Genomic DNA, 12,151 nt, shown 5'->3' on the forward strand with positions numbered 1-12,151 from the left:
AAACTAGCCCTCGATTTCTTTAATTTTTTCCATCGCAGCAGTCAAAATATCAACTTCTTTCATCATCCTCATGTAGTTTTCTTCGTTTAATGACTGTTGTCCGTCAGACCAAGCATTTTTAGGATCAGGATGAATTTCAACAATCATGCCATCAGCTCCTGCAGCTACCCCAGCTCTAGCCATTGGCGCAACCAAATCCCAAACGCCCGTACCGTGACTTGGATCAACAATAATTGGAAAATGACTTAATTTTTTAATTAAAGGCACAGCTGATAAGTCAAATGTGTTGCGGGTAGCAGTTTCATACGTCCGAATTCCGCGTTCAATGAAAATTACAGGTGATTTGTCTTGAACAGCAATGTATTCCGCCGCATTTAACCACTCGTCAATCGTACCTGCAATACCTCGTTTTAAGCCGATTGGTTTTCCTGTTTTGCCGACAGCTTGTAATAATTTGTAGTTTTGCATATTACGTGCGCCGATTTGTAAAATGTCACTGTATTCTGCCACCATCTCAATATGCCCTTCATCCATTACCTCTGTGATAACTTTCATATCGAATTCGTCAGCTGCTTGACGAATATATTTTAAGCCTTCTTCTTCCAAACCTTGGAAAGCGTATGGGGAAGTTCTTGGTTTAAAGGCTCCTCCTCGTAAAATTTTCGCTCCTCCAGCTTTTGCAATTTTGGCACATTCACGAATTTGCTCTAGTCCTTCAATGGAACAAGGTCCAGCCATTGTGACAAAGCTTCCATCACCGATTTTTACACCATCGACATCAACAATAGTATTACCAGGGTGAAATTCGCGAGAAGTTAATTTGTACGTATTGGAAATTTTTAACGTTTTTTCTACGCCTTCATAAGTGTTAAACGGCACATCCTGAATTCCTCTAACGTCGCCTTTTAAACCAATTACAATATGTTCAGTCCCTTGATCGATGTTTACGTCAAGTCCTTCTTTTTGGATTCGTTTTACTACTAACTCTACTTGTTCTTTTGTAGCCCCTGGTTTCATAATTACAATCATTTTAATATTCTCCTTTAACTGTTTTCTACTAATGGTTTAATCGTCTCTAGCGGCATCTTTTGGCCCGTCCACAATTCAAACGCATCGGCACCTTGGTACAATAGCATACCTAAACCGTTAGTATGTTTTAGTCCTTTTTCTTTGGCAATTTGTAATAATTTTGTTTTCCTGGGATTGTAAACGACATCATAGACAGCTAATTTTTGGTGGAAAGCACTAAAGTCAGTGATTGCGGTTCTATCTTCATTTGGTTTCATCCCAACGCCAGTCGCATTTACTAACAAGCTACTGCGACTAATTGCATTATTTACTACTTTTGTATCAGCTAAATCGTGTAAATGAATCTCACATTGCGTCTTTTGTGCAATTGTTTGAATCTTCTTTCGACTTTGAATGAAAAAATTATCTTGGCGATTGAAAATATTAATTTTTTTAACGCCATCTAAGGCAGCCTGAACGCAAATAGCAGTCGCTGCCCCACCTGCTCCAATAATCGTGATTTCTTTTCCAATGATATCCACATCGATATCAGCCAAGCTACGCATAAAGCCGCTGCCATCTGTATTGTGTCCAACGAGGGCACCATCATGAGTGGGTACAATGGTATTAACAGCGCCAATCAATTGGGCTGCAGCACTTAATTCATTCAAATAAGGAATGACCGCCATTTTATACGGCATTGAAACGTTTACCCCAATCATATCAAGGGCTGTGATACTTCTAAGGGAAGCTTCCAATTGTGCTTTTTCGACTTCAAAAGATAAATAAACGGCATCAATACCATTTGCTTTAAAAGCTGCATTATGCATTAACGGCGAAATGCTATGTTTGGCCGGGTTAGCAATAAGCCCTGCTAAACGAGTGTAACCAGTTACTTTCATTTTCTCCACTCCTTAATTTTTAAACCTATGGGTACAAAAAAAGTGTCCACCTAAGATACAGCAATCTACAGTGAACACCTGACATGAAAAAGATACTCTTTCAATGGTATAAAAATAGCCACTATAGATTCTTGATCTACGTGGCTGTAAAGTCATTACAAAATCCCCTAGCCATCATAGATACAAACTGCTTTGGTTTGTATCCATGTCTTCATGAATACAAACTATCTAAAATAGCTAAAGTAATAATTATTCAGTTGTGGTTTGCTTTTTCGTAACATAAAAAAGACCTCCGAACTGATTAAGATGTTGTTAAGTATAGTGCGAATTTTTAGGTCTGTCAACTAATTTTCGTAAGAAGTAATATTTCTTTCAGTACTTTTTACAAATCTTCTTCAAAAAACAATAGCAAATCTGTCAATGTAAGCTTCTCTTTTTCAGCTTTATTTAAGTCTTTGACAATTGCCCCTTTCTTCAACAGTAACAAGCGATTTCCATATTTTAGAGCATCTTCCATTTGATGGGTAATCATCATACACGTTAAATTATTTTCTGCTACTAAATCATTGGTTAGTGACATGATATTTTTTGAAGTTTTCGGATCAAGAGCTGCTGTATGTTCATCAAGCAATAAAAGTTCGGGTCTTTCAATGGTAGCCATTAGCAAACTTAAAGCCTGCCTTTGACCACCAGACAAATGACCCGTTGGCGTATCTAAATGATCTTCTAGACCATTTCCTACTTTTGCACACAGTTCTTTAAAATACGCTTTGCGTTCATTTAGTTTCCGAGAACGCAAAAGCCGTTTTTGTCCTCTGCGTTCTGCTAAAAGTAAATTCTCTGCTACAGTCATACGAGGAGCTGTCCCCATTTTAGGGTCCTGAAAAACTCGTCCTAAGTATTTCGCGCGTTTTTCTTCACCTAAATTAGTAACATTTTTACCGTCTAAAAAAACTTGACCACCATTCAAAGGCAACGTGCCTGTAACAGTATTAAATAAAGTACTTTTCCCTGCTCCATTTCCCCCAACGATTGTGACAAAGTCACCAGAATTTAAAGTTAAACTGACATCGTTTAAAATCGTACGTTCATCAGCGACGCCATTTCTAATTTTTTTGATAGCATGTTCAATTAGTAATACACTCACTGGCTACGCCTCCTTTTCCAAACCGGTTTTTAAATTCAATTTTTCCTTTAGCGTTGGAATCATTAAGCAAATTGCCAAGATTGTGGAAGAAAATATTTTCAAATAAGTCGTATCAAAGCCTAAATAAATAATTAAGGTGATGATTGCTTGATAAATAATACTACCCACTACAACTGCAATTAGTCGTTCCAAAAAGGCTAATTCTCCAAATAGCACTTCTCCGATAATAATAGACGCAAGTCCGATAACAATTACACCGGTCCCCTTTGAAACATCAGCATAGCCATCATTTTGTGAAATTAAAGCTCCGGATAACGCAATTACCCCGTTTGAAATCGTTAATCCCAAAATTTTCATCCGATCCGTTTCAATACCTAAAGAACGTGCCATTACCTCGTTATCGCCAGTTGCAATATACGCCTGACCCAAATCGGTATTGATGAAAAATAGTACTAACATTATGGTAATAACTACTGCAATCAGTCCTAAGATAACAATATCAAAATAATTAGGTAAATTTAAATTTGTAAAAAAAGTTTGAATTCGTGGAAAATTACTTAATCCTTTGTTAGGACTTTTCATGACGAATAAAATAACTGAATTTAATCCTGCCATAACTAAAATTCCGGCTAAAATTACAGGAATTTTTCCTTTGGTAAACAAAATACCCGTTACAAAGCCTGCTATCATCCCGGCGATAACGCCTAATAACGTTGCAATGATAGGATGGATGCCACTGGTAATTGCAGTGACGCAAATGGCTCCTCCTAATGGAAATGTTCCTTCTGTAGTCATATCAGGAAAGTTTAAAATACGGTAAGTTAAGTAGATCCCGATTCCCAACAAAGACCATAACAGTCCTTGACCAATTGTTGAAACAATCATCTTATTTCTTGTCTCCTTTAGCTGTCTGAACTAGTTTCGCATTTTCTTTTAAGTCTGTTGGTAAAGTCAAGTTGAATTTTGCTAACTGATCTTTATTAATAATTGTATCGCCTTTCGTAAAGGTATACACTGCTGTATCTTCAGGTTTTGATTTCCCGGCTAAAATTGCTGCGGCCATTTCACCAGTCTTAATTCCAAGTTCTTTTTGATTAATACCGATTGTAGCAAGACCCCCTTGTTCAACCATTGTATCAACAGATGGAAAAACAGGAACATTATTTTTATCTGCTTCTTGGTTTACGGTTTCCATAGCATTAGCAATAGTATTGTCGTTGGGAATAAAGATAAAATCAACGGATTGTGATAATACTTGTACAGCTTGCGCTACTTCATTGGTTGAAGTTACGGCCTTACGTTCAACTGCTAAGCCCAGTTTTTTCGCTTCAGCTTCTGCTTGCCCCGTCTGGAATTTTGAATTCATTTCAGATGAAGAATACAAAAGTCCAACTTTTTTTCCTGTCGGTATTAGTTTATGTGCTAATTGGATAATTGAAGCTACTGGAGGTTGATCAGAGACTCCTGTAATATTTCCTCCTGGCTTTTCATTACTCTTCACCAACCCCGCACCTTTAGGATCTGTTACTGCCCCTAAAACAATTGGAATAGTGGTAGTGGAATTGGCTAGAGCTTGTGCTGCTGGAGTAGCAATCCCAACTAAAGCATCTGCATCATCGCTAATTAATTGTTTACTCATAGTATCCAACTTACTTTGATCTGCCTGTCCATTTTGAAAATTAATTTTTAGGTTTTTCCCTTCTTCATACCCTTCTTTTTTTAGTCCTTCTTTAACCCCTTCATAGATTTGATCCAAAGCAGGGTGACTAACAAATTGTAAAACGCCGACAGTATAGACTTTTTCGTTATTGTTTTCCATTTTTTGATTGCTTGATTTTGAGCTTCCAAACGCTTGAAAAACTAAAAATCCTACTAAGACAACCCCCAACGCAATTACAGTGTACATTAATCCTTTGTTTTTCATAAAATTTCCTCCTAAAATGTTTTTTGAGATGAAAAAAGCAATTTCCTCTAATCGCGGAAATTGCTACAAGCAAACAAAATCCGCATAGAGTTGTCTCTATGCGGATTCATCTCAATATTACCAGCATAGATACAAGTTTTAGAGTTCTCTAAAAAGTTGTATCTATGGAAAAGTCCATCAATACAACTATCTACGCCAAAATTGCCATGTTAATAAATTTCTTTTGGTTGCAGTAAATAGTCTCATGATAGTTCACCTCGTTTTGTTTTATTATAGCTAAGAATACCGTAGAATTTTCCGAGCGTCAATACTAACTTTAAAATTTCAGAAGATTTAAACAGATTAATCATCTAAGTCTTTAATATTCCACATTGGTAGTCGATTTAATTCCGGGATGAATTCATCTGCATAATTTGATAGTCCATCTACTTCAAACCGATTTTTTTCTACTCCTTTTTCAAAGAAAACAAAGGTCACTTTGCTTGGATTTACTTTATATTTTTTGGCTAAATTTTGGGTATCATAGACTAAAGGATAATAGTAAAAAGTTCTGTTTAATTCATCGCCTTTTTTTGCTGCCAATGTATTCATCACTTGCTCGTAGTCACGACCATAAGGTGGCGCAAACATGACAGAGATGGCATTCGTCGTTTTTATTTCTTGATCTTCGCTACCATAAGCAAAAGTCTTAATTTTTTTACTCTTAATAGTGGGATGAATTAACTCTACATATTCAGATTGCCGGATATGAGCTACAGCCACAACCATGATGGCAGAAAAAAGAGTCACACCTATAAGTAAACCTAACACTGTTAAAAGGGCTTTGCGTTGGTTTTTTTCAGCCCAACTAGCAAAATCATCCCATATTTGTCTAAAACCCGCTTTAGCGCTGATAAAAAAATTTTGAATTATCTTCATTGTGTCTCTCCTAGTAAAATTTATAAGGAAAAAAAGATCAATGACCTACCTTGTTGGAAAATTCTCGTCTTGTATCAAATACCACAACAAGAATCTAGCCAAAGAAACTGCTTAGGCTTAAAAAGGTGAGGTTCCACCTTTCTTGCAGTTTGCGTTAAAAAGTATGAAATATGTCAAGCTTTCCAAGTATAAAAAAATACAAATCTAAAAATATTATACAAATACGAGTATCAGTTAGGAAAATCAAATTTCGTAACAACATTTCTTATTAATCCTCTTTAATAGTAGCAATGATTAATGATAATCGTCAAGATAGTTGGCAATTCTTTAAATATTCGCTATCATAATATCAGTACTTAAAATAACTTTAGGAGGACAACGAGTGGATAATATTGGTCATACCATAATGCATCTAGCAGTGCCATTATTTGATATTATCATCGTTTTTCTTAATTTTTTATCCATATTAGTTTTAGTTTGGGGCGTAATTATTGCTGGGTATGATTTTATTAAATCTGAATGTTCCCATGCCAACCATGTTGAAGCAGCACGGCATAATAACTTTATTCGTAATTTTTTGGGGAGTTACGTCTTATTGAGCTTGGAGATATTAATTGCAGCAGATATTATTGAGTCTATTATAAATCCCACTTCTGCTGATATCTTACGTCTTGCAGCAGTCGTGATTATCCGAACAGTAATTTCTTATTTCTTACATCGAGAAATTCAAGACGCTCTTGATAACGAAGAAACAATGAAAAAGCTTCATAAAAAATAACTTACGGACTGTACTCTTTTCTGATAGCTATCAGTTGCCAGATTCTTAATCGTAGAATCTGGCTTTTATCTGCTATAATATAGTTATTCTGGCATGAAAGAAGGTTACACTATGTCTTTTGATGGTGTTTTTACCCATTTAGTTACAAATGAATTAACTGATTTATTAGTTGGTGGCCGTATTTCAAAAATTCACCAACCTTATCAAAATGAAATTATTTTGGTTATCCGCTCAAAAGGAAAAAACCATAAACTTCTTTTATCTGCTCATCCCAGTTATGCGCGGATACAATTAACTGACATTGCCTATCAAAATCCGGAAACACCACCAAATTTTGTTATGATGCTTCGAAAATATTTGGATGGCGCGATTTTAACGAATATTTCTCAGATTGAAAATGATCGTGTAGTTCACTTTACTTTTAATAAACGAGATGAATTAGGAGATTTGCAAAACATTCTACTAGTTGTGGAGTTAATGGGTCGTCACAGTACTATTTTGCTATTAAACGAAGCTAACGGTAAAATTTTAGACGCAATCAAGCATATTGGAAGCAGTCAAAATACGTATCGTTCTATTTTACCTGGAGCTGTCTATATCACTCCGCCTAAACAAGATTCATTAAATCCATTTACTGTCTCAGATGTTTTACTTTTTGATGCACTATCAAAGTTGCCGGAAATTACTGCAAAAGCGTTACAGCAAAAATTTCAGGGTTTAGGTTTTGACACCGCGCAAGAATTAGCATTTCGTCTAAGAAAAAATGAAAACGATAAAGTAATGACTTGGCATCAATTTTTCGACAGTTTACATTCTGGAATTCCTACATTAACAGTGACTGAAACCAAGGAGTTTTTCACACCAGTTCCTTTTAGCTATTTAGCAGAAAATGCTATTAGTACCACCACCTATAAAAATTACAGTGAACTACTAGATGCTTTTTATGGTGATAAAGCAGAACGTGATCGTGTTAAACAACAAGGCGGACAATTGCTTAAAAAAGTTGAGAATGAATTAGTCCGCAATCAGACTAAGCTTAAAAAACGCCAGCAAACGTTAAAAGAATCTGAAAAAGCTGAGGAATATCGGCAAAAAGGAGAACTTTTGACAACTTTCTTACACGAAGTACCAAAAGGCGTACGTGCTGTTACACTAATGAATTATTATGATGAAGATCGTCCGATTGCAATTAAGTTAAACCCAGCTTTATCTCCTAGCCAAAATGCCCAAAAATATTTTCACCGCTATCAGAAGTTAAAAAATGCAGTCAAATTGGTCTATCAACAAATTGATGAAGCAAAAGCTGAAATTGCTTATTTAGAATCTGTTTTGGCACAAATTGAAATTGCAGGGCCTATGGATTTAGATTTCATTCGTGAAGAATTAACTACCCAAGGGTATTTAAAGAAGACGACAAAACGTAAAAAAGCAACGACAAAATCAAAGCCGGATGAATATCTCTCAAGTGACGGTACAACTATTTTAGTTGGAAAAAACAACTTGCAAAATGACCAGCTAACCTTAAAAACTGCGCGTAAAACAGATTACTGGTTACACACCAAGGACATTCCAGGATCACATATAATTATTAAAAGTAGCCAACCAAGTGAGAACACCATTTTAGAAGCCGCCGAACTGGCTGCATATTTTTCTAAATATCGTCATTCTGCGCGGGTACCAGTCGATTTAGTTCAAGTAAAATACATTAAAAAACCAAATGGAGCAAAACCTGGCTATGTTATTTATGAAAATCAAAAAACGTATTACATTACCCCAGAATCAGACATTATCACACGACTGAAAAAACAATAGAAAAAGTCCGAACAGACCTCCTTCTCAAGCAAGGTTGCCATGTTCGGACTTTTTTATTCACAAAAATAAACGATACGGTTTTTCTTATCTTGTAGCGGACGATTATTTCCTTTTAAAATTTCTTCTTGAAACTGTGATAAAAACGCTCGTGATAGTTGATGACGTGCTTTAAAGACAAACCAGTTAATTGGGCCTTTTGTCGGCGGCGTTGTCAGTGAACCTACGTAATGAAAGTAAGATCGCTGTTTGGGTAAAAATAGCTCTGGATTGAAAATTTCAATATGCTCGTTTAGATCCCAACGTTGTGCCTTTTTTAGTGGTCCTTCTGGTAAAATGCCTGGCATAATATCACACAAAACACCTACTACCAGGTTAGTACCGTCACTTTTCATGTGTACCAAATGTATTTCTAAAGGTGCTTGTTGCTCGTCTAAGATGTGCTCGCTAGGCAGATGGTAATGGATATCAGTTAAACCATATTTTTCGCCTGCAAATACGACATAACTCTGACAATCAAAAGGAACAAAATGAATAGTATTTTTAAATTCCTTTTCAGTAAATCTTTCAACTTGATAAAAAAAAGTCAATTGATGTTTTTTATCACCCATAACTGTATCATTTGTTTCAATTGCAATTGGCGATTGATAAGCAAATTTTGCTCCTTGTGCATACCAATCACACAGGGTATGCCAATATTCTGGACCATTTTTTCCTCCATAACTCCAAGGAACATCTAAGTTTCGTTTCATTGTGCCACCTCACAAGATTTATCAAAAGATTTTAAATAGCATATCAAATCTGTTTAGTTGTGGCAAATTCCAAAACTCAAAATTCGGTAAAATTATACCACTAAATAATGTTTTTCCCGGTCCAAGTAAGAATAAAATAGCTAAAATAAGAATGATAGCTAGCACAATGAATAATACATTGGCCCCTTGCAATAAATTATACCAGAGTCGTAAATTACTGAAGAACATATCCATTTTTTGATTGCGTAAAACTTTGCCTGTCTCTGGTATAACGCGCATTTTGGCAATTTTTTGCCAGTTTTCTTTAAACAACAACATATCTTTTTCGGTTAAAACTTCATTGAAAATTTTCGTATCTGCAGCAAAATCAAGAAAAAACCAATTTACTGTCTGACGTTTGCGTTTTTCATCCCAATAATGTATGCTCCATTTTTTAGTCGTGATCCCTTTTATTTTTTCGTAAGGAAAACTAGAAAAATAGTTGGTTTCAAAAAAATCTAAAACAGTGAGAAAAATCAAACGTGTATCGGTAAAAATTAGTAGACGATTTCCCCGTGTATCATTGAAGTTGTCGACGTATTTTTTTGCTTGTGGTGTTCGGGCATAACTCATGCCCATCGGACCTGCACTCATAAACCCTGAATTTTCACCACTAGTCATAGGTAAATAGCCCGTGATTTTTTCTCCAGTAGCTAATTTAGGCTGCAACTTTTCTTTGACTTCTTGAAAGAGAATATAATACTTACTGCGGTTAAATAAGCTTTTCTTTTCATTAGTATTTAAATATCCTGGCTGTAATTTGGCATTTTCTTCGTAAATTATTTCTTTAAAACTCATGCTAATTCCTCCTTCAGTGCATTTTGCAACTGTGTTTTCCCACGAGTTAGGTGATTGTAGATGGCACTTGTTTTAATTCCTAAAAGCTTGGCAATATCTGCTGGCGGTGTCTGGTAAAAATAGTAATGGAGAAAAATAAGTTGATCTTGGGCACTTAAAACATCCAACAATTCAAGGAATTGTTCTTTCATCAAAGGACAGACTTCTTGATTATAATTTTTATCGATCTTCTCAGTTTCTAAATTGGCTTGCCGACTAATTTGTAAGCACTGCTTACGTTTGAAATCGATAGCTTTATTACGCGTGACAACCATTACAAATGTTGCCAAACTACTTTTTTCCTTTACATAACTTGGGATTTTCTTCCACAAAGTATAGAAAACTTCATTTTCACAGTCCGACCATAAATTTCGCTCAGAACTTTCAGATAGCACGCCCCGAATTGTTTTAATTATAGTTTCACCGTAAATTTCAATCATTTTTTCTAACCCAGTAAAATCATGTTGCCTAATTAATGATATGATTTCTTCGTCTTTCATCTTACCTCCCCCTCATTGTTCGCTTAATATACGAAATGAATTTATCATTTCTATCATGATTTGAAAACTTTATGTAATAAACATTCGTAAAAGATAAGAAAAGGTACCTGGATATACTTATCTTAAAGTAATAGATAAAAAAGTTGTGATTCTACTAAATTACAAGAACCACAACTTTTTCATTTTATTTAGTTAACCAATTTTCAGGGTCTTCTTTCCACGCTTTTAATAATTCAAGATCTGCTTTGCTGATGTAGTTACTATCTAATGCTACTTCGATTAAAGTTGAGTAGTTCGTTAGCGTAACTAAAGGCATTTCTGCAGACTCAAAATTGGCTTTCCCTTTTGGAAGTTCATATGTGAAGATTGCTGCAACACCTAGAACATCTGCACCTTCTTTTTTAGCTGCTTCGCATGTTCCAAGTACGCTCCCACCGGTGGAAATAAGATCTTCAATAATCACCATTTTTTGCCCTTTTTCAATGCAACCTTCGATTTGTTTACCTTTGCCGTGGTCTTTTGCCTTAGCACGGATATAAACCATTGGTAAATCTAAAATATCTGCTACCCAAGCCGCATGAGGTACTCCGCCAGTTGCAGCGCCAGCAATTACTTCTACATCCGGAAACTGAGTTTTAATTTTATCAGCCAATCCCTGTGCAATTTGCTTACGTACTTTAGGATAACTAATAGTAATCCGATTGTCACAATAAATTGGACTTTTGATGCCACTGGCCCACGTAAATGGTTCGTTCGGGCTCAAAAATACAGCTTTTACATCTAATAAGTCTTTTGCAATAGCGGTTTCTAAACTAGTCATTTTCAATACCATTCCATTCATTTTTTATTTGAGTATATGCTTTATAAGGATCTTCAGCAAGTGTTATTGGTCGTCCTACCACAATATAATTAGACCCAATATTTCGAGCGTTACCAGGTGTTACCACGCGCTTTTGATCACCAACTTCACTGCCCGTAGGACGAATACCTGGTGTTAAACAAATGAATTCATCACTAGTTGCGTTTTTTATTGCCGCTACTTCTAAAGCTGAAGAAACTACACCGTCAAGTCCAGCTTTTTTAGCACACTGCGCATAATGGATAACACTTTGGTCTAAAGGTACTTCAATTAACTGATCATCGTGCATTTCTTTTTCAGTAGTTGAAGTTAGCTGTGTAATCGCCAAGAGTTTAGGTCGTTTTTTTCCCATTGGAGTGCCTTCTTCTAAACCACGCATAGCAGCAGTCATCATTTTCACACCACCAGCTGCATGAACGCAAGTAATATCTACTCCCAGACCTGCTAATCCGCGCATCGCTTTTTCAACTGTATTAGGAATATCATGAAGTTTTAAATCTAAGAAAACATCGTGTCCATTTCTTTTCAACCAACGAACTGTTTCCGGTCCTTCATGGTAAAATAACTCCATTCCAATTTTTACAAATAGTGGTTCTTTTTTTGGAAACTTTTTGAAAAATAGCTCAACTTCTCCACGACTTGAAAAATCGAGCGCAATAATTGGACGTTCATTCATTT

General features: G+C 35.8%; 13 protein-coding genes. 2 read left to right on the top strand and 11 right to left on the bottom strand.

Features of this window, described 5'->3' with window-relative positions; translation table 11 throughout:
• Window positions 1-3: 3 nt before the first annotated feature.
• The 6 genes from aroF to EsVE80_RS06445 all read right to left on the bottom strand — a co-directional run bounded on the left by aroF (window position 4) and on the right by EsVE80_RS06445 (window position 5,899).
• On the bottom strand, window positions 4-1,029 hold the full coding sequence (aroF, locus tag EsVE80_RS06420; protein ID WP_173102972.1) for a 3-deoxy-7-phosphoheptulonate synthase: 1,026 nt from the start codon (window positions 1,027-1,029) through the stop codon (window positions 4-6).
• A gap of 14 nt (window positions 1,030-1,043) precedes the next feature.
• Window positions 1,044-1,910: a shikimate dehydrogenase gene (locus EsVE80_RS06425; RefSeq protein ID WP_173102973.1), complete on the bottom strand. Its 867-nt coding sequence runs from the start codon at window positions 1,908-1,910 to the stop codon at window positions 1,044-1,046.
• Window positions 1,911-2,292: 382 nt separating this feature from the next.
• Window positions 2,293-3,057 (bottom strand): ABC transporter ATP-binding protein, encoded by a 765-nt coding sequence (locus EsVE80_RS06430; protein WP_173102974.1) that lies wholly within the window; start codon window positions 3,055-3,057, stop codon window positions 2,293-2,295.
• 3 nt (window positions 3,058-3,060) lie between these two features.
• A complete protein-coding gene (locus EsVE80_RS06435) occupies window positions 3,061-3,942 on the bottom strand; it encodes an ABC transporter permease (protein WP_173102975.1) in 882 nt (293 codons plus the stop codon).
• A gap of 1 nt (window position 3,943) precedes the next feature.
• The gene (gene trpX, locus EsVE80_RS06440) at window positions 3,944-4,981 is read right to left on the bottom strand and encodes a tryptophan ABC transporter substrate-binding protein (RefSeq protein ID WP_173102976.1); all 1,038 of its coding nucleotides are present in this window, start codon (window positions 4,979-4,981) and stop codon (window positions 3,944-3,946) included.
• A gap of 342 nt (window positions 4,982-5,323) precedes the next feature.
• On the bottom strand, window positions 5,324-5,899 hold the full coding sequence (locus tag EsVE80_RS06445; RefSeq protein ID WP_173102977.1) for a hypothetical protein: 576 nt from the start codon (window positions 5,897-5,899) through the stop codon (window positions 5,324-5,326).
• 382 nt (window positions 5,900-6,281) lie between these two features.
• On the opposite strand from EsVE80_RS06445, the gene EsVE80_RS06450 reads away from it, so the two are divergent.
• Both EsVE80_RS06450 and efbA read left to right on the top strand, forming a co-directional pair.
• Window positions 6,282-6,677, top strand: coding sequence for a DUF1622 domain-containing protein (locus tag EsVE80_RS06450; protein WP_173102978.1), 396 nt, complete (start codon window positions 6,282-6,284; stop codon window positions 6,675-6,677).
• A 111-nt stretch (window positions 6,678-6,788) separates the two neighbouring features.
• Entirely contained in the window at window positions 6,789-8,489 is a 1,701-nt protein-coding gene (gene efbA, locus EsVE80_RS06455; protein WP_173102979.1) for a fibronectin-binding protein EfbA, read from the top strand.
• Between the two features lie 53 nt (window positions 8,490-8,542).
• Here the strand turns inward: efbA and EsVE80_RS06460 are convergent, their stop codons facing one another.
• The 5 genes from EsVE80_RS06460 to pyrF all read right to left on the bottom strand — a co-directional run bounded on the left by EsVE80_RS06460 (window position 8,543) and on the right by pyrF (window position 12,149).
• Window positions 8,543-9,238 carry a carbonic anhydrase family protein gene (locus EsVE80_RS06460; protein WP_173102980.1) on the bottom strand — a complete coding sequence of 232 codons (696 nt, stop codon included), beginning with the start codon at window positions 9,236-9,238 and terminating at the stop codon, window positions 8,543-8,545.
• A 21-nt stretch (window positions 9,239-9,259) separates the two neighbouring features.
• Window positions 9,260-10,075: a PH domain-containing protein gene (locus tag EsVE80_RS06465; RefSeq protein ID WP_173102981.1), complete on the bottom strand. Its 816-nt coding sequence runs from the start codon at window positions 10,073-10,075 to the stop codon at window positions 9,260-9,262.
• Window positions 10,072-10,614, bottom strand: coding sequence for a sigma-70 family RNA polymerase sigma factor (locus tag EsVE80_RS06470; RefSeq protein WP_173102982.1), 543 nt, complete (start codon window positions 10,612-10,614; stop codon window positions 10,072-10,074). The genes EsVE80_RS06465 and EsVE80_RS06470 overlap by 4 nt, the downstream gene beginning before the upstream one ends.
• A gap of 184 nt (window positions 10,615-10,798) precedes the next feature.
• Window positions 10,799-11,434: an orotate phosphoribosyltransferase gene (pyrE, locus tag EsVE80_RS06475; protein WP_173102983.1), complete on the bottom strand. Its 636-nt coding sequence runs from the start codon at window positions 11,432-11,434 to the stop codon at window positions 10,799-10,801.
• Window positions 11,427-12,149: an orotidine-5'-phosphate decarboxylase gene (gene pyrF / locus EsVE80_RS06480; protein ID WP_173102984.1), complete on the bottom strand. Its 723-nt coding sequence runs from the start codon at window positions 12,147-12,149 to the stop codon at window positions 11,427-11,429. Before pyrF ends, pyrE begins: the two co-directional genes overlap by 8 nt.
• Between the last annotated feature and the right edge of the window lie 2 nt (window positions 12,150-12,151).

It is taken from the genome of Enterococcus saigonensis (assembly GCF_011397115.1).
GTDB classification, from domain to species: Bacteria; Bacillota; Bacilli; order Lactobacillales; family Enterococcaceae; genus Enterococcus_C; species Enterococcus_C saigonensis.